Genomic DNA, 25,794 nt, shown 5'->3' with positions numbered 1-25,794 from the left:
GCCTTCGCCGCGCCCGTCCGCGCCTCCACCGCCCGCGAACTGCGCGGCAGCGACCTGAGCCTGGCCATCGGCCGCTCGCAGGTCAATTTCACCGGCCGCAGCCGCGGCGCCATCACCGTCAACGGCTCGTTGCCGGCGCCGACCCTGCGCTGGCGCGAGGGCGATACCGTCAACATCCGCGTGGCCAATACGCTTACCGACGAAATGAGCTCGATCCACTGGCATGGCCTGCTGCTGCCGGCCAACATGGACGGCGTGCCCGGGCTGAGCTTCGACGGCATCGCGCCGGGCGAGGCCTACCAGTACCGCTTCCAGCTCAGGCAGTCCGGCACCTACTGGTACCACAGCCATTCGCTGTTCCAGGAGCAGGCCGGCCTGTACGGCGCACTGGTGATCGATCCGCTGGAACCGGCGCCCTACCACTACGACCGCGAGCACGTGATCCTGCTCTCGGACTGGACCGACCTGGACCCGGCCGCGCTGCACCGGCGCATGAAGAAGATGGCCATGCACGACAACACCTACCAGCGCACGGTCGGTGATTTCCTGCGCGATGCCCGCCGCGACGGCCTGCGCGAGACGCTGGCCGACCGCGGCATGTGGGGCCGGATGCGGATGACGCCGTCGGACATCTCCGACATCAATGCGCACACCTACACCTACCTGATGAACGGCACCGCGCCGGCCGGCAACTGGACCGGGCTGTTCCGCAGTGGCGAGAAGGTGTTGCTGCGTTTCATCAACGGCGCGGCGATGACCTACTTCGACGTGCGCATTCCCGGTCTGAAGATGACCGTGGTCGCCGCCGATGGCCAGTACATCCATCCGGTGAGCGTGGACGAGTTCCGCATCGCGGTGGCCGAGACCTTCGACGTGATCGTCGAACCCGGCGGGCAGGATGCGTTCACCGTATTCGCGCAGGACATGGGCCGCACCGGTTATGCCTGCGGCACGCTGGCGGTCAGCAACGGACTGCGGGCACCGGTGCCGGCGATCGACCCGCGGCCGCTGCTGACCATGGCCGACATGGGCCATGACATGGGCAGCCACGGCGGCATGGAACACGGCGGCGCGGCGCCCATGGACCACGCTGGCCACGGCGGCGGCAAGGCGCCGAAGCATCCTCCCGGCGAAACCGGCAATCCGCTGGTGGACATGCAGACCGCGGCCAGCGAACCGAAGCTGGACGACCCCGGCATCGGCCTGCGCGACAACGGCCGCACCGTGCTGACCTATGGCGACATGCACTCGTTGTTCGAGGATCCGGACGGCCGCGAGCCGGGCCGCGAGATCGAGCTGCACTTGACCGGCCACATGGAAAAATTCGCCTGGAATTTCGACGGCATTCCCTTTGCCGGCGCCGAGCCGATCCGCCTGAACTACGGCGAGCGCCTGCGCATCGTGCTGGTCAACGACACGATGATGCAGCACCCGATCCATCTGCACGGCGTATGGAGCGACCTGGAAGATGCCGACGGTGAATTCCAGTTGCGCAAGCACACCATCGACATGCCACCGGGTACGCGCCGCAGCTACCGCGTGCGTGCCGATGCACTCGGCCGCTGGGCCTTCCACTGCCACCTGCTGTACCACATGGAAGCGGGCATGATGCGCGAAGTGAGGATCGAGGCATGAAGACGCTTGCCCACTCGCTGCTGTTCATCGCGCTGGCCGCCAGCGGCGCGGCGTATGCGAAGGATCCGCATGCCGGGCATGGTGCTGCGGCAAAGCCGTCAGCGGATCCACACGCCGCACATGCCAAGNGGCCGCCAGCGGCGCGGCGTATGCGAAGGATCCGCATGCCGGGCATGGTGCTGCGGCAAAGCCGTCAGCGGATCCACACGCCGCACATGCCAAGCCGAAAGCCAAGGCCGGCGCGCACGCTGCCCATGCAGGGCATCACAGGCCGGTCGCGAAAAGCGACCCCCATGCACCATTGGCGACGAAGGATGACCCGCATGCCGGCCATGACATGTCGGCGATGGACCCCAGCGCCCACGGCGCTGATCCACATGCCGGGCACACCACGCCGGCGGCGAAGGACGATCCGCATGCCGGGCACACCACGCTGGCGACGAAGGATGACCCGCATCCCGGCCATGACATGTCAGCGATGGACCACAGCGCCCACGGCGCCGATCCGCATGCCGGCCACCGGATGCCCGCCAAGGCCGCCAGTGCCACGCCACGCGAACCGATTCCGGTACCGACCGCCGAGGATTTCGCCGCCGCGTTCCCGACACTGGCGCCGCACGCGATGGAGCACGCGTCTGCCTTCAACAGCCTGGTGGTGTTCGACCACCTGGAAGCCTGGGACAACGCGCATGGCAGCGGCCAGGCCTGGGGCATCGACTCGTGGTTTGGCGGTGACATCAACCGGCTGTGGCTGCGCAGCGAAGGCGAACGCAGCGGAAGCCGTGTGCAGGACTGGTCGGCCGATGCGCTGTACGGCCGCGCGATCTCGCCGTGGTGGGACTTCGTGGCCGGCGTACGCCACGACAACGGTCGCGACAGCGCGGATCTGACCCGCGCGGCCGTCGGCTTCCAGGGCATGGCGCCGTACAAGTTCGAGGTATCGGCGATGGCTTATCTCGGCGGCACGCGCAAGGCCGAGCTGGCCTTCGAGGTGGAGTACGACGTGCTGCTGACCAACCGGCTGATCCTGCAGCCGGTGATCGAGGCCAACCTAGTCGCCGATGACGATCCGCAGCGCGGCGTGGGCAAGGGCATGAGCAGCGTGGAGGCGGGCCTGCGCCTGCGCTACGAGATCACCCGACGCTTCGCGCCGTATGTGGGCTTCGTCCACGAACGCGTGTACGGCAACACCGCCGACCTGCACCGCGACGCCGGCGAAGGCATCAGCGAGTCGCGCTGGGTTGCCGGCGTGCGCCTCTGGTTCTGACCTGCCGGGACGGGCGCCGCCTGGCGTCCGTCCCCCGGGCCGAACCGGCCACTACGCCATGACCGCACCGCGGTGGCGGTGCGACGACACCAAGGAATCAAACCCCATGAACTTCAATGCAAAGACCTCGCGGTTCCTGCTGCTGGCCGGCAGCGCGCTGCTGACCAGTGCCTGCAGCGCCGCCTCCCCGGCCCCGGCCGCACAGACGGCGACCATCGCCGCCAGTGCCGCATCGGCCACCCCACCGGTGACGGCTCCGGCCAGCAAACGCCTGCCGCTGGTGAAGGTGCACAAGGACCCGAACTGCGGCTGCTGCGGCGGCTGGGCCGAGCACATGCGCGCGGCCGGCTTCCCGGTGGAGATCCACAACACCGCCGACATGGCCGCGCTGAAACAGCGCCTGGGCATCGGCGAAGGCATGTACTCCTGCCACACCTCCGAGATCGACGGCTATGTGGTGGAAGGCCACGTGCCGGTGGCTGCGATCCACAAGCTGCTGGCCGAACGGCCGAAGGCGCGCGGACTGGTGCTGCCGGGCATGCCGATCGGCTCGCCGGGCATGGAATCGCCAGACGGCTACCGCCAGCCGTTCGCCGTCGCATTGCTCACCGAAGACGGCAGCGTAAGTGCGTTCTCGCAACACCCCTGAGCGGGCAACGACGGCGGCGGTTACGGCCGCCGTCATCCGCGAGCCGGACGCCGCACGTAAAATGACGCTCTGTGCCCCATGCATTCCCCCATCAAGGAGCCTCCATGAGCCTTCCATCCCTGCGTGAACAGCCCGGCGTCGCCGCCAGCGTGCCGGCGCAAACCCATGGCTTCGTCTTCAACCACACCATGCTGCGGGTCAAGGACATCCGCGCCTCGCTGGACTTCTACACCCGCGTGCTGGGCTTTTCGCTGATCGACCAGCGCGACTTCCCCGAAGCCGCGTTCAGTCTGTACTTCCTGGCCTACGTGCCGGCCGGCACCGCCATTCCCGAAGACGATGCGCAGCGTCGCCTGTGGATGGCCGGCATTCCCGGCGTACTGGAGTTGACCCACAACCACGGCACCGAGCAGCAGGATGGCCCGGTCTACCACGACGGCAACAGCGAGCCGCGTGGCTTCGGCCATATCTGTGTGTCGGTGCCGGATATCGAAGCGGCCTGCACCCGTTTCGAGCAGCTCGATGTGCCGTTCCAGAAGCGCTTGAGCGATGGCCGCATGAAGCACCTGGCCTTCATCAAGGACCCGGATGGCTACTGGGTGGAGATCATCTCCAACAGCGCGCGGCCCTGATCCATCGCACCGCGGACAGCAAAAGAAAACGCCGGCAACTGCCGGCGTTTTCAATGGCGGTGGTCCACGCCACACACGCCATCATCATCCATGCCATCAATGGCGGCCTGCGTGTTACTCCACCGTCACACTCTTGGCCAGGTTGCGCGGCTTGTCGACGTCGGTGCCGCGGGCCAGGGCGGTGTGATAGGCCAGCAGCTGCACCGGGATGGTATGCACGATCGGGCTGAGCACGCCGGCGTGGCGCGGGGTGCGGATCACGTGCACCCCTTCGGATTCGCTGAAGTTGCTGTCCTGGTCGGTGAACACGAACAGCTCGCCGCCGCGGGCGCGCACCTCCTGCATGTTGGACTTCACCTTCTCCAGCAGGCGGTCGTTGGGCGCGATCACCACCACCGGCATTTCCGCGTCCACCAGCGCCAGCGGACCATGCTTGAGCTCGCCGGCCGGATAGGCTTCGGCATGGATGTAGGAGATTTCCTTGAGCTTGAGCGCGCCTTCCAGCGCGATCGGATAATGCAGGCCGCGGCCGAGGAACAGCGCATTGGCCTTGCCGGCAAACCGCTCGGCCCAGGCGACGATCTGCGGCTCCAGGTTGAGCGCGTGCTGCACGCTGCCCGGCAGGTGCCGCAGCTGTTCCAGGTAATCGGCTTCCTGCGCGGCGTCGATGCGGCCATGCAGCTTGCCCAGCACCACGGTCAGCTGGAACAGCGCCGCCAGCTGGGTGGTGAAGGCCTTGGTCGAGGCCACGCCGATCTCGGCGCCGGCGCGGGTATAGCAGACCAGCTCGCTGGCGCGCGGGATCGCGCTTTCGGGCACGTTGCAGATCGACAGCGTATGCAGGTGGCCGAGCGACTTGGCGTATTTCAGCGCCTCCATCGTGTCCAGGGTTTCGCCGGACTGGGAGATGGTGACGATCAGGTGCTTCGGGTTGGCATAGGCGGCGCGGTAGCGGTACTCGCTGGCGATCTCCACGCTGCATGGCAGCCCGGAAATCGCCTCGATCCAGTAACGCGCGGTCAGCCCGGCGTAGTAGCTGGTGCCGCAGGCCAGGATCTGCACGCCCTCGATGCCGGCCAGCACCGCTTCGGCATGGGCGCCGAACAGCGTGGCGGGAAAGCCGCCGGCGTCGATGGCCGCTTCGACGGTATCGCCCAGTGCGCGCGGCTGTTCGTGGATTTCCTTCTGCATGAAGTGGCGGTACGGCCCCAGCTCCAGCGAGGCCAGCGACACGTCGGACAGATGCAGTTCGCGCTGCACCGGCTGATCGTGCGCATCGAACACCCGCACGCCATCACAACGCAGCTCGGCGGTGTCGCCCTCTTCGAGGAAGATCACCTGGCGGGTAGCCTGCAGGATCGCCGAAACGTCGGAGGCGACGAAGTTCTCGCCCTCACCGACCCCGACCAGCAACGGACAGCCCATGCGCGCGACCACCAGCCGCTGCGGCTCGGCGCGGCTGACCACCGCCAGCGCAAAGGCCCCGGTCAGTTCCTTGACCGTGCGCTGCAGCGCGGCCAGCAGGTCGTCGTCGTGCTTGAGATGGTGGTGCAGCAGGTGGGCGATGACTTCGGTGTCGGTCTGCGACTCGAAGGTGTAGCCCAGGGTGAGCAGCTTTTCGCGCTGCTGCTCGTGGTTTTCGATGATGCCGTTGTGCACCAGTGCCACCCCGTCGCTGATGTGCGGGTGCGCGTTGGCTTCGGTGACGCCGCCATGGGTGGCCCAGCGGGTGTGGCCGATGCCGAGCCGGGCACTGAACTGCTCGCCCTGCGCCGCCGACTCCATCTCCGTCACGCGGCCGGTACGTCGTACCCGGCGCACCTGGCCCGCCTCAACCACGGCAATGCCGGAGGAATCGTATCCCCGGTATTCCAGACGCTTCAGTCCTTCGATCAGTACCGGAACCACATCGCGATTGGCGATCGCACCCACAATGCCGCACATAGTTTGTCTACCCGTAACGTCAGGCAGGCATTTTAGCCTCGCTCGCGCCTGACTTTCCGGGCGTGCCGGCCACGCCAGCGGCCGCCCGTGTCCGCGCGGGTGTCCGCGGACACCCGGACACGGCGGAAAACGGGAACATCCCAACAATTTCAACAGGTTGAGATTGGCACGGCTTCTGCTTCAGCTAAGGCAACCCTCCAGCGAAGCCGAACGATGATCCGCGACACCTCTGCCCAGGACCAGTCCGTCACCCCCACGCGGGCCGCCTCGTGGCGACGCTGGCGCTGGCCGGCCCTCGCCGCGCTGGTGCTGGTGGCCGGCATCGGCCTGGCCGCGCAGAGCTGGCTCGCCGGCAGCCGTTCATTCGACCGCGCGCGGGTACGCATCGCCGAGGTCAAGCGTGGCGATCTGGTGCGCGACATTGCCGCCGACGGCCGCGTGATCGCCGCCAACAGTCCGATCCTGTATGCGATCTCGGCCGGCACCGTGGACCTGAAAGTGGTTGCCGGCGACGTGGTCAGCCAGGGCCAGGAACTGGCGGTGATCGACAGCCCGGAACTGCGCAGCAGGCTGGCCCAGGAGCAGACCACGCTGGCCGGGATGGAGGCCGAAGCCGGCCGCGCCGCGCTCGATGCCACCCTCGCCCGCGCCAACGCGCGCAAACTCACCGACCAGGCCGAAATCGACCGCCAGGCCGCGGCGCGCGAGCTGGAGCGGTTCCAGCGCGGCTTCGACGGCGGTGCGGTGCCGCAGGTCAACCTGTCCAAGGCGCAGGATGACCTGAAGAAGGCCGACATCCAGCTGCAGCATGCCCACCAGGATGCCGGCCTGCAGGGCCAAGGCGCGGACCTGGATGCCCGCAACAAACGGCTGCTGGCCGAGCGCCAGAAAGCGGTGGTGGTCGAAGTGCAGCGGCAGGTCGATGCGCTGACACTGCGCGCGCCGTTCGACGGCCAGGTGGGCCAGGTACAGGCCGCCCAGCACACCCAGGTCATCGCCAACGCGCCGGTACTGGGCGTGGTCGACCTGTCCCAGTTCGAAGTGGAAATAAAGGTGCCGGAAAGCTTCGCCCGCGATCTGGCCATCGGCATGCCGGCACAGCTGTCCAGCGGCAACGGCCAGCCGTTTGCCGGCGCCATTTCCGCCGTCTCCCCGGAAGTGGTCAATGGCGAGGTCACCGCCCGTATCCGCTTCTCTTCCACCCAGCCGCCGGGGCTGCGCCAGAGCCAGCGCATGAGCGCGCGGGTGCTGCTCGATACCCGCCGGGACGTGCTCAAGCTCGAACGCGGTCCGTTCGTCGAACAGAGCGGCGGCCGCTACGCCTATGTCATGGACGGCCGCAGCGCCGTGCGTCGCCCGGTGCAACTGGGGGTGAGCAGCCTGGGCGAAGTGGAAGTGCTGTCCGGCCTGAAACCCGGCGACCGCGTGGTGGTCTCCGGCAGCGAGCTGTTCGGCGATGCCGAGCGCGTCACCCTCAACTGATTCCGTTTCCCACTCTCCGCACAGGAACTTCCCATGCTCCAGATGCAATCCGTCTCCAAGGTGTTCCGCACCGAACAGGTTGAAACCCACGCGCTGCGTTCGCTGGACCTGCATGTCCGCGAAGGCGAATTCGTCGCGGTCACCGGCCCGTCCGGCTCGGGCAAGACCACCTTCCTCAACATTGCCGGGCTGCTGGAAACCTTCACCAGTGGCCAGTACCTGCTCGATGGCCAGGACGTCAGCCACCTCGGCGATGACGCCCGCTCGCGGCTGCGCAACCAGAAGATCGGCTTCATCTTCCAGGGCTTCAACCTGATTCCCGACCTGAACCTGTTCGACAATGTCGATGTGCCGCTGCGCTACCGCGGCATGCCCGCGGCCGAGCGCAAGCAGCGCATCGAGAAGGCATTGAGCGATGTCGGCCTGGGCTCGCGCATGAAGCACTACCCGGCTGAACTGTCCGGCGGCCAGCAACAGCGCGCCGCCATCGCCCGCGCCCTGGCCGGCAGCCCGCGCCTGCTGCTGGCCGACGAACCGACCGGCAACCTGGACACGCAGATGGCCCGCGGTGTGATGGAACTGCTGGAGGAGATCAACTCCCAGGGCACCACCATCGTCATGGTCACCCACGATCCGGAACTGGCCGCGCGCGCGCAGCGCAACGTGCACATCGTCGATGGCCAGGCCACCGACCTGCTGCGCGAACCGGTGCTGGCCCGTCCGCATCCCGTTTCCGTCGCAGGCTGAGGCCACCGCCATGTTCGGCTACTACTTCAAACTCGCGCTGCGCAGCTTTGGCCGCAACAAGGTCCTGACCGCGCTGATGGTGCTGGCCATCGCGCTGGGCATCGGCGCGGCGATGACCACCCTGACCGTGTTCAAGGTGCTCTCCGGCGACCCGATCCCGCACAAGAGCGAGCGCCTGTTCTACGTGCAGCTCGATCCCTACACCAGGGAAGGCTACAAGCCCGGCGAAGAGCCCGAAATGCAGATGACCCGCTTCGACTCGGAAGAACTGCTGCGGCAGAAGAAGGCGCCGCGCCAGGCGATGATGACCGGCGGCGGCGGCATCGTCGATCCGCGCGTGGATGCACTCAAGCCCTTCAGCCTGTCCATGCGCTACACCTCGGCCGACTTCTTCCCGATGTTCGATACGCCGTTCGCGTTCGGCCAGGGCTGGAGTGGCGAGGAAGACCAGGGCCGCAGCCGCGTGGCGGTGATCAGCAGCACGCTCAACGACAAGCTGTTCAAGGGCGCCAACAGCGTCGGCAAGGAAGTACTGGTGGAAGGCAACGCGCTGCGCATCGTCGGCGTGCTCAAGGAATGGAAGCCGGCGCCGAAGTTCTACGACCTGTATTCGGGCAAGTTCGACTCCGAGGAAGATGTCTACGTGCCCTTCAGCACCGCGCTGGACCTCAAGCTGGGCCGCAACGGCAGCATGAACTGCTTCGGCCGCGAACTGGTCAACGACACCAGCGCGCTGAACGTGCCCTGCTCGTGGATCCAGTACTGGGTGGAACTGGACTCGCCTGGCGATGCCCAAAGCTTCAAGGGCTACCTGGACAACTACTCCGAGCAGCAGCGCGCCGCGGGCCGCTTCGAGCGCCCGGCCAACACCCGCCTGCGCAATGTCATGGAGCTGATGGAATACCGCAATGCGGTGCCGGGCGATGTGCGCCTGCAGATGTGGCTGGCGTTCGGCTTCCTGCTGGTGTGCCTGGTCAATACCGTCGGCCTGCTGCTGGCCAAATTCCTGCGCCGCAGTGGTGAGATCGGTGTACGCCGGGCGCTGGGTGCCAGCCGCGCCGAGATCTTCAAGCAGTGCCTGGTCGAAGCCGGCACGATTGGTCTGGCCGGTGGCCTGCTGGGTCTGGTGTTCGCCCTGTTCGGGCTGTGGGCGGTGCGCCAGCGCCCGGCCGAGTACGCCTCGCTCGCCCACCTGGACGGTTCGATGCTGCTGATCACCTTCGCCCTGGCCGTGTTCGCCAGCATGCTCGCCGGCATCCTGCCCGCCTGGCGGGCGATGCAGGTGGCACCGGCCCTGCAGCTCAAGAGCCAGTAACGCGGTTGCCTTGCCGCCTCCCTTGCGCAATGCGCAGGAGGGCTGGGGAGGGCGGCCGTTGCAGGTGCCCTCGCCTTTTCCCCATCAACCTCATTCCCAGCTCCACGCTTCCCCGGAGAAACTTCATGGAAATCCGCCCCATCCTCTCCACGTTGTCGCGGCACAAGACCGCCGCGGCACTGATCGTGCTGGAGATCGCGCTGAGCTGCGCCATCATCTGCAACGCGCTGTTCATCGTCTCCCAGCGCATCGACGCCATGCAGCTGGCCAGCGGCATCGATGACAACCAGCTGATCGAGATCGGCCTCCGCGGCATCGGCAAGCAGGTGAATGCCGATGCCCGCACCGCCGAGGATCTGGCCTCGCTGCGCGGCATTCCCGGTGTGGAGAATGTCGCCATCGTCAACCAGCTGCCGTTCCAGGGCGGCTCCTGGAACACCTCTTTGTCCGCCTCGGCCGACCCGGACGCGCAGTCGATCAACGGCGCCCAATACATGATCGGCGAGAACGCGATCAAGACGCTCGGCGTGAAGCTGATCGCCGGCCGCGACTTCAACGCCGACGAGTACCAGAGCAGCGATGTGCTGGAGAAGGTGGAAGATCTGGGCAAGCTGAATGCGCCTGCGATCCTCACCGAGGCCATGGCCAAGCAGTTCTTCCCGGATGGCAACGCCGTCGGCAAGACCCTGTACATGGCCAACATCCCGGTCACCGTGGTGGGTGTGGCGCAGACCCTGCTGCGCCCGAACATGCAGGACAATAACCGCACCCATTCGGTGATCTTCCCGATCCGGATGAACTTCTCCAACGGCGGCCGCTACATCCTGCGCGTCACCGAGCCGGGCCGTCGCGACGAGGTGCTGACGCAGGCGCTGGCAACGCTGGAAAAGAACGATCCCAACCGTCTGGTGCGGAGCAAGCTCACCGTCGAGGAAAAGCGCGCCACGTACTTCGCCAACGACCGCGACATGATCGGCCTGCTGCTGATCGTCAGCGGCCTGCTGTTGCTGGTGACCGCGCTGGGCATCATCGGCCTGGCCAGCTTCTGGGTGCAGCAGCGCACCAAGCAGATCGGCATCCGCCGTGCGCTGGGCGCCACCCGCGCGCAGATCCTGCGCTACTTCCAGACCGAGAACTTCCTGCTGGCCAGCATCGGCATCGTGGTCGGCATGTTGCTGGCCTACCTGCTCAACCAGTGGCTGATGGGCCGCTACGAGCTGCCACGGCTGCCGCTGCTGTATCTGCCGGTCGGCGCGCTGGCGCTGTGGCTGCTGGGCCAGATCGCCGTGTTCGGCCCGGCACGGCGGGCGGCGGCGATTCCGCCGGCGGTGGCCACGCGCAGCGCATGAGCTCGCCCTGCTTCCTGCCATCGCACCTGCGGCGGCTGATGACGCCAATGCTGCTGAGCGTGCTGCTGGCACCGGGCTGTGCGCTGGCCCAGACCGGCGCTGCGGGCGACACCGCGCTGCACGCCACCATCGCCGCGCTCGACCAGGCGGTGTTCGACAGCTTCAACCGCTGCGCCGATCCGGCGCAGCTGGACAGGCACGCCAGCTACTTCGACCCGGCGGTGGAGTTCTATCACGACACCGGCGGGGTGACCTGGACGCGTGCGGCGATGCTGGCCAACACCGGCAAGTTCGCCTGCGGCCATTTCACCCGGCAGTTGGTCCCGGGCACGCTGGAGGTGTTTGCGATCAGGGACTTCGGCGCCTTGGCACGTGGCCAGCACCGCTTCTGCGACAGCGGCAACGGCAAGTGTGAAGGGCTGGCCGACTTCACCCTCCTCTGGCGCCTGCGCGACGGCCATTGGCAGATCACCCGCGTGCTGAGCTATGCCCACCGCGCCGACCGCATGGATGCCCCGCAATGAACTACACGCTGGAAACCGGCCTGCGCGGCTGCCTGCGCCATCCGCGGACGATGGCGCTGGTGATGCTCACCCTGGCCCTGGGGCTGGCCTCGGTGATGACGATGCTGACCCTGCTCTCGGTGCTGGGCGCCGATCCCCTGCCCGGCATCAGCCACACGCTGCACCTGGCCTGGGCCGACTCGCGTGAAACAGCGAGAAGCGGCGACAGCGACACCTATGGTGACGGCTCGCCGGTGCCGCCGCTGTGGAAGCTGGCCGATGCACGCGCGATGCAGCAGTTGCGCCCGGACGTCCGCCAGGTGGCGCTGGTCACCGCGCCCGTGACGCTGGCCAGCCTCGACGGCAGTGCCCGCAAGCAGGTCTCGGCGGCCTTCGCGCTCGGGCCGATGCTGCCGGTGTTCGACGTGCCGTTGCGCCATGGCCGCTACTGGACGCCGGAGGAGGAAGCGGCGCGCACGCCGGTGGTGGTGATCAGCCGTTCGTTGAGCCAGCGCCTGCTCGGGCGCGAGGACGGTACCGGCGCCGAGGTGCGTCTGGGCAAGCACAACTTCCGCGTCATCGGCATCAGCGAGCGCTGGGCGCCGCGGCCGCGCCCGCACTTCCTGCCGGCCAGCGACGCCGGCTGGCGTGGCGAGGGCGATGAAGTCTTCGCCCCGGCCGAAGCCGCGCTGGCGTCGGGCATCGAGATCAGCAGTACCCGCATCTGCGACGACGCCGGTTTCGGCGGTTTCCGCTTCGACCAGGTCAACGTGGAGCAGTGCCGCTGGCTGGTGCTGTGGGCCGAACTGGCCGATGCCGCCCAGCAGCGCAGCTACGCGCAGAGCCTGCAGGCCTTCGCCGCCGACCGGCACGCCGCCGGCATCTTCCCGCGGCCACCGCTCACCCGGCTGCAGTCCATGCCGCAATGGCTGCATCTCAACCGCGTGGTACCCGACAGCGTGCGCCTGAACCTGTGGCTGGCGATCGGCCTGCTGGTGCTGTGCCTGGTCAACGTCGCCGGCCTGCTGGCGGCGCGCTTCCTGCGCCGCTCCGGCGAATACGGGGTGCGCCGCGTGCTGGGCGCTCCCCGCCGCGCGATCATCGCCACCTGCCTGGTCGAATCCACCCTCGCCGGGCTGCTGGGCGGATTGCTGGCCTTGCCGCTGACCCTGGCCGGGCTGTGGCTGATGCGCCAGCAGGGCGATGCCTACGCGCCGCTGGCCCGCCTGGACCTTCCGCTGTTCGCACTGCTGGTGCTGCTGGCACTGCTCACCGGCGTGCTGGTCGGCCTGCTGCCGGCGCTGCGTGCCGCGCGCCAGGAGCCTGCGCTGCAGGTGAAAACGCTTTGAACGAGAGCACCGCATGAATCCCCTGTTTTCGCAGTTGCGCCGTCACCCGCTGATGCCCTGGCTGATCGTGCTGCAGATCGCGGTGGCCTGCGCGATCCTCTGCAACACCCTGTTCCTGCTCGCGCAGCAGGGCGGCCCCCTGCTCACCGACGATGGCATCGTCCGCGACGAGGTGATCATCGTCGACCAGCTGGTCAACGGTGGTGGCAACTGGAGCGCGGCACAGGCCCGCACCGGGGCCGACGCGCTGGCCCGCATTCCCGGGGTAAAGCGCGCCTCGGCGGTGGTCGGTGCACCGATGCGGCAGACCCTGACCATGGTCTACGACCTCAAGTCCGCCAATGACCCCACCCTGCAGGTCAGCGGCTTCATCGGCGAGCGGCTGATCGGCACCCTGGGCCTGCAGCTCAGCGCCGGCCGTGATTTTTTTGCCGAGGAATACCGCGACCTGCAACTGGACGGGGACGATGGCAGCGCCACCACACCGGTCATCCTCACCCGGGCGCTGGCGCGCAGCCTGTTCGGCACCGCCAACCCGCTCGGCCAGTCGCTGACCGGCGGCGATGGCAGCGGCCACTACGTGGTGGTGGGCGTGGTCGCGCACCTGATGCGCTATCAACTGGCCGAGCTGGACGACGGCAAGGCCGAGTACGCGATGCTGCTGCCGCGCCGACCGGCCGGCCTGCCGATGCTCAACTTCGTCATCCGCAGCGACGCCGGGCAGCGCGAGGCCGTGCTCAAGGCCGTGCCCGGCGTGTTGCAGGCCACCTTCGCCGGGCAGATCGCCAGCGGCTTCGAACCGCTCGTCGCCGACTACGAACAATTGCGCGATGCCGGCCTGCGCTCGCGCCGTGCCGCGGTATGGCTGCTGCTCACCGTCAATGCGGTGGTCACAGCCATCACCGCGATCGGCATCGCCAGCCTGAGCGGCTACTGGATCCAGCAGCGCACCCGCCAGATCGGTATCCGCCGTGCGCTCGGTGCCCGCCGTGGCCAGATCCTGCGCCAGTTCCTGGCCGAGAACCTGCTGCTCACCGCTGCGGGCGTGTTCACCGGCGTGCTGCTGGCGCTGCTGATCAACCAGTGGCTGATGCACCACTACGAGCTGCCCAGATTGCCGCTGGTCTACCTGCCCATCGCCGCGCTGCTGCTGGTGCTGCTCGGGCAGCTGGCCGTGGCCGCGCCGGCCCGGCGTGCCGCCAATCTTCCCCCTGCCAGCGCCTGCCGCAGCGTGTAATGTGCGGATGCGCCCCACTCTCGCTTTTTTCGACCGCCGATGCCGCAGATCCTGATCATTGACGACAACGCCGCCGTGGCCACCGCGCTGGACGTGCTGTTCTCCCTGCACGACATCGACACCCGCCATGCCAGCTCGCCCGAGCAGGGACTGGCGATGCTGGCCGAGCAGGAATTCGACCTGGTCCTGCAGGACATGAACTTCACCGCCGACACCACCTCCGGCGAGGAGGGCCAGGCGCTGTTCCAGCAGATCCGCCAGCGCCATCCGGACCTGCCGGTGATCCTGCTCACCGCCTGGACCCATCTGGGCAGCGCGGTGGATCTGGTCAAGGCCGGCGCCGCCGACTACCTGGCCAAGCCGTGGGATGACAGCAAGCTGCTGACCACGGTCAACAATCTGCTGGAACTGGCCGAGGCCAGCCGCGCCCTGGACCACCGGCGCGAGCGCGAACAGCTCAACCGCGAGCGGCTGCAGGCCCGCTACGATCTGCGCGGCGCGGTGTTCGCCGATGCCGCCAGCGAGCGCGTGATCGCGCTGGCCTGCCAGGTCGCCCGCTCCGACCTGCCGGTCCTGGTCACCGGCCCCAATGGCAGCGGCAAGGAAAAGATCGCCGAGATCATCCAGGCCAACTCCAGCGTCAGCCGCGGTCCGTTCCTCACCCTGAACTGTGGCGCGATTCCGGCCGAGCTGATCGAGGCCGAGCTGTTCGGGGCCGAAGCCGGGGCCTACACCGGTGCCAACAAACCGCGCGAGGGCAAGTTCGAAGCCGCCGATGGCGGCACCCTGTTCCTGGACGAGATCGGCAACCTGCCGCTGGGCGGGCAGATGAAGCTGCTGCGGGTGCTGGAAACCGGCCGTTTCGAGCGGCTGGGCTCCAACCGCGAGCGCCACGTGAGCGTGCGCATCATCAGCGCCACCAATGCCGACCTGGCGGCGATGATCCGCGACGGCAGCTTCCGCGAAGACCTGTATTACCGGCTCAACACCATTGAACTGGCGATGCCCGCGCTGGCCGAACGGCGCGAGGATATCCTGCCGCTGGCCACGCACTTCCTCGGCGACGGCAAGCCGTTGTCACCGCAGGCCTGCAGCGCATTGCAGCGGCACAGCTGGCCCGGCAACGTGCGCGAACTGCGCAATGTGATCCAGCGCGCCGGCCTGCTGGCGATGGGGCCGCGGATAGAAAGCGCCGACCTCAACCTGCCGCGTACCGCGAGCCGGCCCACGCCGCCGGAGCATGAACCGGACCGCGCGCGGATCCAGTCGGCGTTGAGCCGCGCCGGTGGCGTGATCAGCCAGGCCGCGGCCGATCTGGGACTGAGCCGGCAGGCGCTGTACCGGCGCATGGACCGCCACGGCATTCCGCGCGTATGAAATCGCGCTCCTTCACCTTCAGCCTGTTCCTGAGGCTGCTGCCGGTGCTGGCCTTGGCGGCGGCATTTCCGTGGCTGCTGGCCTACTGGATGGACCGCGGCTGGGTGGTTGCACTTGTTTCGGCCGCGTTGCTGGCGGCGTTCATGTGGTGGGCGTTGCGTCGCGCCACCGCGCCGGTGCGCTCACTGCTGCGCGCCCTGGCGGGCACCACCAGCAGCTACCGCGATGGCGAATTCAACTTCAGCGTGCACTGGCACGGCAACGACGAGCTGGCGCAGCTGGTCAAGGCACATGCCGAGCTGGGCGAAGTGCTGCGCGAGCAGCGGCAATCGCTGGTGCAGCGCGAACTGCTGCTCGACACCATGGTGCAGAACACCCCGGTGGCGATGCTGCTGCTCAACGACGGCGGTGACGGCGTGCAGCGCGTGGCCTTCTCCAACGTCGCCGCACGCAAGCTGCTGCATGGCGGCTGGAAGCTCGAAGGCCAGCGCATGCACGAACTGCTCGATGCCATGCCGCAGGAGCTGCGCAACGCGATCGCGCGCGGCGGCGACAGCCTGTTCTCGGTGCGCGAAGCGGATAGTGCCGACGAGGACGATGAGCAGATCTACCATCTGTCGCGACGCAGCTTCCATCTCAACGGCCGCCCGCATGAGCTGTTGCTGATCCGGCTGCTGACCGCCGAGCTGCGCCGGCAGGAAGTGCAGACCTGGAAGAAGGTGATCCGCGTGATCAGCCACGAGCTCAACAACTCGCTGGCGCCGATCGCCTCTCTGGCGCATTCGGGCGCTGAACTGGTGCGCCGTGGCAAGAGCGAACGGCTGGAAGACATCTTCAGCCTGGTCGAAGAACGCGCGCGCCACCTGGAAGGTTTCATCCGCGGCTATGCGCGTTTTGCCAAGCTGCCGCAGCCGCATCTGCAGACCGTGGTCTGGTCCGCTTTTCTGGGCGGATTGCAGCAGCAGATTCCCTTCCGCATGCAGCCGCCACCGCCGGAGCTGTGCAGCCGCGCGGATCCGGCACAGCTGTCACAGGCGCTGCTGAACCTGTTGAAGAACGCCCGGGAAGCCAATGCCGACGCCGACCACGACGGCATGGCCGAGGTCGAGGTACGCATCACCCGGTTGCCGCACTGGCTGCGGATCGAAGTCCTCGACCGCGGCAACGGCATGAACGAAGCGGTGCTGCAGAACGCGCTGATGCCGTTCTACTCCACCAAGCGCAACGGCAGCGGGCTGGGACTGGCCCTGACCCGCGAGATCCTGGAAGCGCATGGCGGCCGCATCTCGCTGCAGAACCGCACCGGCGGCGGGCTGTGCGTGGCGGTGCTGTTGCCGCAGGAGTGAGCGTGCCGCAGGCCGGCGCGGCGCCGCGGCCTTCCACCGGCCAACCGCCGCCGGCAGGGTTTCCGCTCGACCCCGGAACTGCCGGGCATGACCTGGCCCGGCCACCTGCAGCGCGGAGCCCCCGCTGCCAGCTCCTGCGACAGATCTGCCCGGCGCTACGGGTTCCCCTGTAGCGCGGAGCAATATCCCGCTGCGGCGCTCACTGCGCTGGCCCGCTCACTTCTTGCGCGGCCGCGCCCAGCCTTCGATCAGCTGCTGGCGACTGCGCGCGACGGTCAACTTGCCCTCCGGCGCGTTGCGCGTGATCACCGAACCGGCGGCGATGGTCGCACCGGCGCCCAGCGTTACCGGCGCTACCAGCGAACTGTTGGAACCGACAAACACGTGGTCCCCGATGACGGTCTGGAACTTGTTCACCCCGTCGTAGTTGCAGGTGATGGTGCCGGCGCCGATGTTGACCCCCGCGCCGATCACCGCATCGCCCAGATAGGTGAGGTGGTTGGCCTTGCTGCCCGGCCCCAGCACGGCCTTCTTGGTCTCGACGAAGTTGCCCACGTGCACCCCATCGGCCAGCACCGTGCCCGGCCGCAGCCGTGCGAACGGACCGATATGCGCCGCCCCTTCACTGACCACGCCTTCCAGATCGCAGTGCGGACGCACGTGGGTGCCGGCGCCCAGCTTGACGTCCTTCAGCCGCACGAACGCATCGACGGTGACCCCGTCGCCCAGCTCGACCTCGCCTTCCAGCACCACGTTGGCATCGATCTGCACGTCGCGACCCACGCGCACCGTACCGCGCTGGTCGAAGCGCGCCGGGTCCAGCAGCCGTGCGCCCTGCTCGCACAGCGCCCTGGCCGCGCGCAGCTGCCACGCCCGTTCCAGCTGCGCCAGCTGCCACGGATCATTGGCACCCTCGGCTTCCTGGGGATCGTGGACCAGCACCATTTCGGCAGGCGTGTATTCGGAGGCGGCGGTGGCGAACACATCGGTCAGGTAGTACTCGCCCTGCGCGTTGCGGTTGGACAACTGCGACAGCCAGCGCCGCAGCGCGGTCGACTCGGCGGTGATGATGCCGGTATTGACCGTGCGCACGCGGCGCTGCTCGTCGTCGGCATCCTTCTGCTCGACGATGGCCGCCACCTTGCCTTCGGCATCGCGCAGCACCCGGCCGTACCCGCCGGGATCGTGCGGCTCGGCCACCAGCACCGCCAACCGCGGCGAATCGCGCAGCAAGGCGTCCAGCGTCTGCGCGCGGATCAGCGGCACATCGCCATACAACACCAGCACCATCGCCGTATCCGGCACCTGCGGCATCGCCTGCAATACGGCATGGCCGGTACCGAGCTGCTGCGCCTGTTCGGCCCACAGCAGATCCGGCTGGTCGGCAAAGGCGGCGCGTACCGCCGCACCGCCATGGCCGTAGACGACGTGGATCGCTGCCGGCGCCAGTGCCCGGGCGGTAGCGATCACGTGGGCAAGCATCGGGCGCCCGGCAATGGGCTGCAGCACCTTCGGCAGCGCGGACTTCATGCGCTTGCCGGCGCCGGCGGCGAGGATGATCACGTGCAACGGCTGGGTCATGGGTTCGGGGCGTCCGCAAATTCAACAGACGCAAATTCTATGCTGCGCGCAGGTAGCATGGTGGTTTTCCAGCGACACCCCCCTGCTGATGAGCCTGTTCCGCCAAGGAAGCCAGTACCTCGCCTTCGGCCTGCTGCAACTGTTGCTGGACTGGGCGGTGTTTGTCGCCGCCACCGCACTGGGGATGCCGGCCGTCCCGGGCAATCTGCTCGGCCGCACCTGTGGCGCGCTGCTGGGCTTCTGGCTCAATGGCCGTTTCACCTTCGCCCGCGACGGCCAGCAGCGCCTGGGCTGGCATCGCTTTGGACGCTTCCTTGCACTGTGGCTGGTCACCACCGCGGTGAGCACCTGGCTGGTCAGCACCGTGGCGGCGACGCTGGGGCTGCAGCTGGCGTGGCTGGCCAAACCCATGGTCGAGGGCGGGCTGGCCATGGTGACCTTCTTCCTGCTGCGTCATCTGGTGTTCCGCTGACCGGCCACGCCAACCGGCGTGTCCCTGCTGCGCGGCACTCCCCACAACTACCCGCGCCTCACCGCACCGGCCGCCTCGCGATGCGCGCCTGCCGATCTACCGCGCCAGGCGTCCGTGCTGCTCCAGCGCCTGCAGCACCGCCGGCAACGGCAGCCCCGGCACCCGCCCGCGATGGCCGTCCATGCTGTCGGCGCGGAACAGCGAGTTGAGGATGGCCTCCTCGCTGGCCTCGGCAGCCGCCACGAACAGTGCATCCATCGCATTGTTGTCGAGCACCTGGCTGCTGGGCGGTGCCTGGCCGTTGCGACGGCGCATGGAGTCGGCGGTGGAAAATGCGATCACGTAATCCCCCGAGCCGTTGGACATCGAGGTGCCGGTCCGCGCCAGCCCGGTGACCGTGCGCTTGGCCAGCCGTTCGAGCTGGCGCGCATCCAGCGGCGCATCGGTGGCCAGCACGGTCATGATGCTGCCATCGCCGCTGGCCGGTGCCTGCTCGGGGCCCCTCGCCAGCACTGCCGGGTCCGGCAGCACGCCGCGCATCGGCACCCCGGCGACCACCAGGTCACCGCCATAGTTGCTCTGCACCAGCACGCCGACGGTATGCCGTACGCCCTCGATCTCCACTACCCGCGAACTGGTGCCGATGCCGCCTTTCCAGCCGAACGCCACGGTGCCGGTGCCGGCCCCGACCGACCCCTCTTCGACGTTGTCGGTACGGGCCGTCGCCAGCGCCTGGCGCACATGCGCGGCGGTCACCGGGCGGGCGCGGATGTCGTTGAGGAAACCGTCATTGGTCTCACCCACCACCGGATTGAGCGAGCGCACCTGCTGCATTCCGGGGCGCGCCAGTTGCCAGGCCACCAGCGCATCGGCGGCCTTCCACACCGACAGCGTGCCGGTCAGCAGGATCGGGGTTTCCAGCTCGCCCAGTTCGACCACCTGGGTCACCCCGAGCAGCTTGCCGTAGCCGTTGGCGACATGGATGGCCGCCGGCACCCGCTCGCGGTACCAGTCGCCGCCGTGCGGCAGGATCGCGGTCACGCCGGTGCGGATGTCCTTGCCCTGGCGCACGCTGGCATGGCCCACCGCCACGCCCGGTACATCCACCAGCGCGTTGCGCGCGCCAGTGGGCAGGCTGCCGATCACCACCCCGGCCTCGCGCGCGCGCGGACGCTCCCCAGCCTGCGCCGGCGCCCCCACCGAAGACGCCAGCAGCATCAGCATGGCCAGTACGGTCACTTTCATATCCACTCCCCCTCGCGGCAAACCCCGAGCCTGCCGCCGGCAGCCCGCGTTTGGCAAGCCGACAACGAAAAACGCCGGCTTTCGCCGGCGTTATCGAGACACTGCCGCGTGCGGCTCAGTGCTTGAGGCTCTTGCGCAGACGCTCCAGCGCCTGCAACTGGGCGGTGACTTCAGCCAGGCGCTGCTGCGCCTCGGCCACGTCCATCGCTTCGCCACGGTTGGCCAGGATGCGCTCGGCTTCTTCCTTGGCCTTGCGTACCGAGGCTTCGTCGATATCCTGCGCCCGGATCGCGGTGTCGGCCAGCACGGTCACCACCTGCGGCTGCACCTCCAGGATGCCGCCGGAGATGGCGAAGTCCAGCTGTTCGCCACCCGGCGTGGTCACCACCACCTTGCCCGGCTTCAGGCGGGTGATCAGCGGCGCGTGCTTGGGCGCGATGCCCAGTTCGCCCAACTCACCGGTGGCCACGACCAGGGTTGCCTCGCCACGGAAGATTTCCTGCTCGGCGCTGACGATGTCGCAACGGATGGTGCTACTCATAACGTGCTTCTCTTCCGTTTCCCCCTCTCCCGCCTGCGGGAGAGGGCTGGGGTGAGGGTGCAGGCGCGGCGGCCCTCACCCTGACCCTCTCCCGCAACCGGGAGAGGGAATCAGATCAGGCCTTCTCGGCCATCTTCTTGGCCTTCTCGACCGCTTCTTCGATGCCGCCGACCATGTAGAACGCCTGCTCGGGCAGGTGGTCGTACTCGCCATCGACGATGGCCTTGAAGCCACGGATGGTGTCCTTCAGCGGTACGTACTTGCCCGGCGAGCCGGTGAACACTTCGGCCACGTGGAACGGCTGGCTGAAGAAGCGCTCGATCTTGCGCGCGCGCGACACGGCCTGCTTGTCCTCTTCGGACAGCTCGTCCATGCCCAGGATCGCGATGATGTCCTTCAGTTCCTTGTACTTCTGCAAGGTGGACTGCACGCGACGCGCGGTGTCGTAATGCTCGGCGCCGATCACCAGCGGATCGAGCTGGCGCGAGGTGGAGTCGAGCGGATCGACCGCCGGGTAGATACCCAGCGAGGCGATGTTGCGCGACAGCACCACGGTGGCGTCCAGGTGGGCGAAGGTGGTGGCCGGCGACGGATCGGTCAAGTCATCGGCAGGCACGTACACGGCCTGGATCGAGGTGATCGAACCGGTCTTGGTCGAGGTGATGCGCTCCTGCAGCACGCCCATTTCCTCGGCCAGGGTCGGCTGGTAACCCACCGCCGACGGCATACGGCCCAGCAGCGCGGACACTTCGGTACCGGCCAGGGTGTAACGGTAGATGTTGTCCACGAACAGCAGCACGTCCTTGCCCTTGCCGTTGGCGTCCTTCTCGTCGCGGAAATACTCGGCCATGGTCAGGCCGGTCAGTGCGACGCGCAGACGGTTGCCCGGCGGCTCGTTCATCTGGCCGTACACCATCGCGACCTTGTCCAGGACGTTGGAGTCCTTCATCTCGTGGTAGAAGTCGTTGCCCTCACGGGTACGCTCACCCACGCCGGCGAACACGGACAGGCCGCTGTGCGCCTTGGCGATGTTGTTGATCAGTTCCATCATGTTGACGGTCTTGCCGACGCCGGCGCCGCCGAACAGGCCGACCTTGCCGCCCTTGGCGAACGGGCACATCAGGTCGATGACCTTGATGCCGGTTTCCAGCAGGTCGTTGCCCGCGGCCTGGTCTTCGTACGACGGCGCGGCACGGTGGATTTCCCACGTGTCCGAGGCCTGCACCGGGCCGGCTTCGTCGATCGGGCGACCCAGCACGTCCATGATGCGGCCCAGGGTGCCGGCACCGACCGGCACCGAAATGCCACGACCGGTGTTGGTCGCCAGCAGGTTGCGCTTCAGGCCGTCAGTGGAACCCAGCGCGATGCAGCGAACCACGCCGTCACCCAGCTGCTGCTGTACTTCCAGCGTGATCTCGGTGTTTTCCACCTTCAACGCGTCGTACACCTTCGGCACCGACTCGCGCGGGAATTCGACGTCGACGACCGCGCCGATGATCTGAACGATCTTGCCCTGACTCATTGCTGCATCCTCTAGATAAATGCTTTTGACTGCGCGCGTCAGACTGCCGCGGCGCCGCCGACGATTTCGGAAATTTCCTGGGTGATCGCTGCCTGGCGCGCCTTGTTGTAGACGAGCTGCAGTTCGCCGATCAGCTTGTTGGCGTTGTCGCTTGCCGACTTCATCGCCACCATGCGTGCGGCATGCTCGGAAGCGACATTCTCCAGCACCGCCTGGTACACCAGCGACTCGATATAACGCGTCATCACATGCTCGAGCACGGTGGCCGCATCGGGTTCGTACAGGTAATCCCAGTCGTGGTGCGAGACCTGGGCTTCAGACGCCTGCAACGGCAGCAGCTGATCGAAGCTGGCCTTCTGCGTCATCGTGTTGATGAAGCGGTTGTAGACCAGGTACACGCGGTCGATCTTGCCTGCGGTGAACGCATCAAGCATCACCTTGATCACGCCGATCAGCTGTTCCAGCTGCGGCAGGTCGCCGATGTGGGTGACGCTGCCGACCATGTTGACCTTGACCCGGCGGAAGAAGGTCGAGGCCTTCTGGCCGATGGTCACCACATCGATTTCAGCGCCCTTGCCCTGCCACTGCGACACTTCGCCCAGCATCTTGCGGAACAGGTTGTTGTTCAGGCCACCGGCCAGGCCGCGATCGGACGAGACCACGATGTAGCCGACCCGCTTGACCTCGTCCCGCTGCACCAGGAACGGATGCTGGAAGTCGGTGCTGGCCTGGGCCAGGTGACCGATCACCTGCTTCATCGCCTGCGCATAGGGGCGCGAGGTCTTCATCCGCTCCTGCGCCTTGCGGATTTTGGAAGCCGAGACCATCTCGAGCGCGCGCGTCACCTTGCGGGTGTTCTGCACGCTCTTGATCTTGGTTTTGATTTCGCGTCCGCCTGCCATCTCTTATTCCCGTAGAGCGGGGCCGTGTTGCCCCGCTTTGTCATTGCGCAGCGGGGCAGAGCCCCGCTCTACAAAGCTGCTTACCAGCTGCCGGTGGTCTTGAACTCTTCGATGCCCTTCTTGAAGGCGGCTTCGATTTCGTCATTCCAGCCGCCGGTGGCGTTGATCTTGGCGATCAGCTCACCCTGGGTGTTGGCGAAATGCGCATGCAGGCCTTCCTCGACCGCCAGCAGCTTGGCCACCGGCACGTCGTCGAGGTAGCCCTCGTTGACGGCATAGATGGACAGCGCCTGGTCGGCGATGGACATCGGCGCGTACTGCTTCTGCTTCATCAGCTCGGTGACGCGCTGACCGCGCTCGAGCTGCTTGCGGGTGGCTTCGTCCAGGTCCGAGGCGAACTGCGCGAACGCCGCCAGCTCACGGTACTGCGCCAGCGAGATGCGGATGCCGCCCGACAGCTTCTTGATGATCTTGGTCTGGGCCGCACCACCGACGCGCGACACCGAGATACCGGCGTTCACGGCCGGACGGATGCCGGCGTTGAACAGGTCGGTTTCCAGGAAGATCTGGCCGTCGGTGATCGAAATCACGTTGGTCGGCACGAACGCGGAGACGTCACCGGCCTGGGTTTCGATGATCGGCAGCGCGGTCAGCGAACCGGTCTGGCCCTTCACCGCACCGTTGGTGAACTTTTCCACGTACTCCTCGGAAACGCGCGCAGCGCGCTCGAGCAGGCGGGAGTGCAGGTAGAACACGTCACCCGGATATGCTTCACGGCCCGGCGGGCGCTTGAGCAGCAGCGAGATCTGGCGGTAGGCCACGGCCTGCTTGGACAGATCGTCGTACACGATCAGCGCGTCCTGGCCGCGGTCCATGAAGTACTCGCCCATGGTGCAGCCGGAGTAGGCGCTGATGTACTGCATCGCGGCCGATTCGGAAGCGGTGGCGGCCACCACCACGGTGTGGGCCAGCGCGCCGTTTTCTTCCAGCTTGCGCACGATGTTGGCCACGGTCGAGGCCTTCTGCCCGATCGCCACGTACACGCACTTGATGCCGGTGCTCTTCTGGTTGATCACCGCATCGATCGCCATCGCGGTCTTGCCGGTCTGGCGGTCGCCGATGATCAGCTCGCGCTGGCCACGGCCGATCGGAATCATCGCATCGACCGACTTGTAACCGGTCTGCACCGGCTGGTCGACCGACTTGCGCCAGATCACGCCCGGGGCCACGCGCTCCACCGGAGCGGTCAGCGCGGCGTTGATCGGACCCTTGCCGTCGATCGGCTCGCCCAGCGCGTTAACCACGCGACCGAGCAATTCCGGACCGACCGGCACTTCCAGGATGCGGCCGGTGGTCTTGGCCACATCACCTTCGCGCAGCTGCTGGTAGTCACCGAGCACCACGGCGCCGACCGAGTCGCGCTCCAGGTTCAGGGCCAGGGCAAAGGTGTTGTTCGGCAGTTCGATCATCTCGCCCTGCATCACGTCGGCCAGGCCGAAGATGCGCACGATGCCGTCGGCAACGCTGGTCACGGTGCCTTCGTTGCGCGATTCCGCGGACAGCTTGACCTTCTCGATACGGTTCTTGATCAGTTCGCTGATTTCGGAGGGGTTGAGCGTGGTTGCCATGGTCAAGTCCTAGTGCCGGCGATCACGCCGGACGTTAAATGAATTCAGTGTGCGAGCGCGGTCTGCAGACGCGACAGCTTGCCCTTGAGCGAACCGTCGATCACCACGTCGCCGGCGTCGATCACCGCGCCGCCAATCAGCGATGCATCCACCGCGGTGCGCACTTCCACTTCAAGGCCGAAGCGCTTTTTCAGCGCGGCTTTGATCGTGTCCAGTTCCGCAGCCGACATTTCGGTGGCCGAGGTCACGGTGGCCTTGACCACATGCTCGGCGTCGGCGCGCAGCTGTTCGTACATGGCGGCGATTTCCGGCAGCACCGGCAGCCGGCGGGCATCCGCCAGCAGCTCCAGAAACCGGCCGAAGGTTTCGGCGGACGCTTCCGGGGCCAGCATCGCCACCGCTTCGCCGCGCGTCAGCTCCGGGTTCAAGAGCAGGGCCGACACGTGCGGATCGGCAGCCACGCGGGCCGAGAACGCGAGCGCTTCGGACCATGGCGCAAACTTGCCTTCGTCGCGCGCAATCGCGAACGCGGCGCGGGCATACGGGCGGGCAAGCGTGAGGGCCTGGCTCATCGATCAGATCTCCGCCGCCAGCTCATCGAGCAGCGCCTTGTGGGCAGTGGCATCGATTTCGCGCTTGAGCAGCTTTTCCGCACCGCTCACCGCCAGCGCCGACACCTGCTTGCGCAGATCTTCACGGGCACGGGTCGTGGATGCGTCGATTTCCGCCAGGGCCAGATCTTTCTGCCGGTTGGCTTCGGAAATCGCTTCGTTCTTGGCGGTCTCGATGATCTGGTTGGCGCGCGCGTGGGCCTGGTCGATGATCTCGTTGGCCTTGCTGCGGGCGTCCTTCAGCGCATCGTTGACCTTCTCCTGCGCCTGGGCCAGATCTTTCTGGCTGCGATCAGCCGCGGCAAGCCCTTCAGCGATCTTCTGCTGGCGCTCTTCGATGGCATTCATCAACGGCGGCCAGATCTTGGTCGCGATGATCCAGATCAGACTGGCAAAAGCCAGCGCCTGGGCGACGAGGGTAAAACCGATATCCATGGGATTCGCTCAATCGTTGGTGACG

The 25,794-nt window shown here is 67.3% G+C and carries 22 protein-coding genes and 1 pseudogene; 14 read left to right on the top strand and 9 right to left on the bottom strand.

The window, feature by feature from the left end:
- The 4 genes from QZH66_RS10445 to gloA all read left to right on the top strand — a co-directional run.
- Positions 1-1,635, top strand: a 1,635-nt coding sequence (locus QZH66_RS10445) for a copper resistance system multicopper oxidase (RefSeq protein ID WP_305805878.1), incomplete at its 5' end; no start/stop codon positions are given.
- Between the two features lie 301 nt (positions 1,636-1,936).
- Complete coding sequence (locus QZH66_RS10440) at positions 1,937-2,902, top strand: copper resistance protein B (protein ID WP_305805877.1); 966 nt, start codon at positions 1,937-1,939, stop codon at positions 2,900-2,902.
- 106 nt (positions 2,903-3,008) lie between these two features.
- On the top strand, positions 3,009-3,551 hold the full coding sequence (locus QZH66_RS10435; RefSeq protein WP_305805876.1) for a DUF411 domain-containing protein: 543 nt from the start codon (positions 3,009-3,011) through the stop codon (positions 3,549-3,551).
- A 104-nt stretch (positions 3,552-3,655) separates the two neighbouring features.
- On the top strand, positions 3,656-4,183 hold the full coding sequence (gene gloA, locus QZH66_RS10430; RefSeq protein ID WP_305805875.1) for a lactoylglutathione lyase: 528 nt from the start codon (positions 3,656-3,658) through the stop codon (positions 4,181-4,183).
- Positions 4,184-4,297: 114 nt separating this feature from the next.
- On the opposite strand, the gene glmS is transcribed toward gloA, so the two are convergent.
- Entirely contained in the window at positions 4,298-6,127 is a 1,830-nt protein-coding gene (gene glmS, locus QZH66_RS10425) for a glutamine--fructose-6-phosphate transaminase (isomerizing) (RefSeq protein ID WP_305805874.1), read from the bottom strand.
- A gap of 213 nt (positions 6,128-6,340) precedes the next feature.
- Here glmS and QZH66_RS10420 point away from each other — a divergent pair, with 213 nt between their 5' ends.
- From QZH66_RS10420 to QZH66_RS10380, 9 genes and pseudogenes are all read left to right on the top strand, one after another.
- A complete protein-coding gene (locus tag QZH66_RS10420; protein ID WP_305805873.1) occupies positions 6,341-7,609 on the top strand; it encodes an efflux RND transporter periplasmic adaptor subunit in 1,269 nt (422 codons plus the stop codon).
- Between the two features lie 33 nt (positions 7,610-7,642).
- Positions 7,643-8,356, top strand: a complete 714-nt coding sequence (locus tag QZH66_RS10415) for an ABC transporter ATP-binding protein (RefSeq protein ID WP_305805872.1) — start codon at positions 7,643-7,645, stop codon at positions 8,354-8,356.
- A gap of 10 nt (positions 8,357-8,366) precedes the next feature.
- Positions 8,367-9,671, top strand: coding sequence for an ABC transporter permease (locus QZH66_RS10410; protein ID WP_305805871.1), 1,305 nt, complete (start codon positions 8,367-8,369; stop codon positions 9,669-9,671).
- Positions 9,672-9,796: 125 nt separating this feature from the next.
- Positions 9,797-11,020, top strand: coding sequence for an FtsX-like permease family protein (locus QZH66_RS10405; protein WP_305805870.1), 1,224 nt, complete (start codon positions 9,797-9,799; stop codon positions 11,018-11,020).
- A complete protein-coding gene (locus QZH66_RS10400; protein WP_305805869.1) occupies positions 11,017-11,544 on the top strand; it encodes a nuclear transport factor 2 family protein in 528 nt (175 codons plus the stop codon). Before QZH66_RS10405 ends, QZH66_RS10400 begins: the two co-directional genes overlap by 4 nt.
- Positions 11,541-12,872 carry an ABC transporter permease gene (locus QZH66_RS10395; RefSeq protein WP_305805868.1) on the top strand — a complete coding sequence of 444 codons (1,332 nt, stop codon included), beginning with the start codon at positions 11,541-11,543 and terminating at the stop codon, positions 12,870-12,872. The genes QZH66_RS10400 and QZH66_RS10395 overlap by 4 nt, the downstream gene beginning before the upstream one ends.
- A 13-nt stretch (positions 12,873-12,885) precedes the next feature.
- Positions 12,886-14,109, top strand: coding sequence for an FtsX-like permease family protein (locus tag QZH66_RS10390; RefSeq protein WP_305805867.1), 1,224 nt, complete (start codon positions 12,886-12,888; stop codon positions 14,107-14,109).
- A gap of 39 nt (positions 14,110-14,148) precedes the next feature.
- Positions 14,149-15,486: a sigma-54 dependent transcriptional regulator gene (locus tag QZH66_RS10385; RefSeq protein WP_305805866.1), complete on the top strand. Its 1,338-nt coding sequence runs from the start codon at positions 14,149-14,151 to the stop codon at positions 15,484-15,486.
- A pseudogene (locus QZH66_RS10380) lies at positions 15,411-16,832 on the top strand (HAMP domain-containing sensor histidine kinase); the annotation flags it as partial. The gene QZH66_RS10385 and the pseudogene QZH66_RS10380, both read left to right, overlap by 76 nt.
- Before the next feature lie 216 nt (positions 16,833-17,048).
- Here the strand turns inward: QZH66_RS10380 and glmU are convergent.
- Positions 17,049-18,413 carry a bifunctional UDP-N-acetylglucosamine diphosphorylase/glucosamine-1-phosphate N-acetyltransferase GlmU gene (glmU, locus tag QZH66_RS10375; RefSeq protein WP_305805865.1) on the bottom strand — a complete coding sequence of 455 codons (1,365 nt, stop codon included), beginning with the start codon at positions 18,411-18,413 and terminating at the stop codon, positions 17,049-17,051.
- An 88-nt stretch (positions 18,414-18,501) separates the two neighbouring features.
- Between glmU and QZH66_RS10370 the strand changes: the two genes are divergently transcribed.
- Positions 18,502-18,885: a GtrA family protein gene (locus QZH66_RS10370; RefSeq protein WP_305805864.1), complete on the top strand. Its 384-nt coding sequence runs from the start codon at positions 18,502-18,504 to the stop codon at positions 18,883-18,885.
- Between the two features lie 96 nt (positions 18,886-18,981).
- On the opposite strand, the gene QZH66_RS10365 is transcribed toward QZH66_RS10370, so the two are convergent.
- The 7 genes from QZH66_RS10365 to QZH66_RS10335 form a co-directional block, all read right to left on the bottom strand.
- On the bottom strand, positions 18,982-20,130 hold the full coding sequence (locus QZH66_RS10365; protein ID WP_305805863.1) for a P1 family peptidase: 1,149 nt from the start codon (positions 20,128-20,130) through the stop codon (positions 18,982-18,984).
- Between the two features lie 115 nt (positions 20,131-20,245).
- Positions 20,246-20,671 carry a F0F1 ATP synthase subunit epsilon gene (locus tag QZH66_RS10360; RefSeq protein WP_305805862.1) on the bottom strand — a complete coding sequence of 142 codons (426 nt, stop codon included), beginning with the start codon at positions 20,669-20,671 and terminating at the stop codon, positions 20,246-20,248.
- 115 nt (positions 20,672-20,786) lie between these two features.
- On the bottom strand, positions 20,787-22,193 hold the full coding sequence (gene atpD / locus QZH66_RS10355) for a F0F1 ATP synthase subunit beta (protein ID WP_305805861.1): 1,407 nt from the start codon (positions 22,191-22,193) through the stop codon (positions 20,787-20,789).
- 38 nt (positions 22,194-22,231) lie between these two features.
- Positions 22,232-23,095, bottom strand: a complete 864-nt coding sequence (gene atpG, locus QZH66_RS10350; RefSeq protein ID WP_305805860.1) for a F0F1 ATP synthase subunit gamma — start codon at positions 23,093-23,095, stop codon at positions 22,232-22,234.
- 80 nt (positions 23,096-23,175) lie between these two features.
- Positions 23,176-24,723: a F0F1 ATP synthase subunit alpha gene (gene atpA, locus QZH66_RS10345; RefSeq protein ID WP_305805859.1), complete on the bottom strand. Its 1,548-nt coding sequence runs from the start codon at positions 24,721-24,723 to the stop codon at positions 23,176-23,178.
- Positions 24,724-24,767: 44 nt separating this feature from the next.
- Complete coding sequence (locus QZH66_RS10340) at positions 24,768-25,295, bottom strand: F0F1 ATP synthase subunit delta (RefSeq protein ID WP_305805858.1); 528 nt, start codon at positions 25,293-25,295, stop codon at positions 24,768-24,770.
- A 3-nt stretch (positions 25,296-25,298) separates the two neighbouring features.
- A complete protein-coding gene (locus QZH66_RS10335) occupies positions 25,299-25,769 on the bottom strand; it encodes a F0F1 ATP synthase subunit B (protein ID WP_305805857.1) in 471 nt (156 codons plus the stop codon).
- Between the last annotated feature and the right edge of the window lie 25 nt (positions 25,770-25,794).

The organism is Stenotrophomonas sp. YIM B06876 (assembly GCF_030711595.1).
Classification (GTDB): domain Bacteria; phylum Pseudomonadota; class Gammaproteobacteria; order Xanthomonadales; family Xanthomonadaceae; genus Stenotrophomonas.
This window is presented reverse-complemented; position numbering and strand designations above follow the sequence as displayed.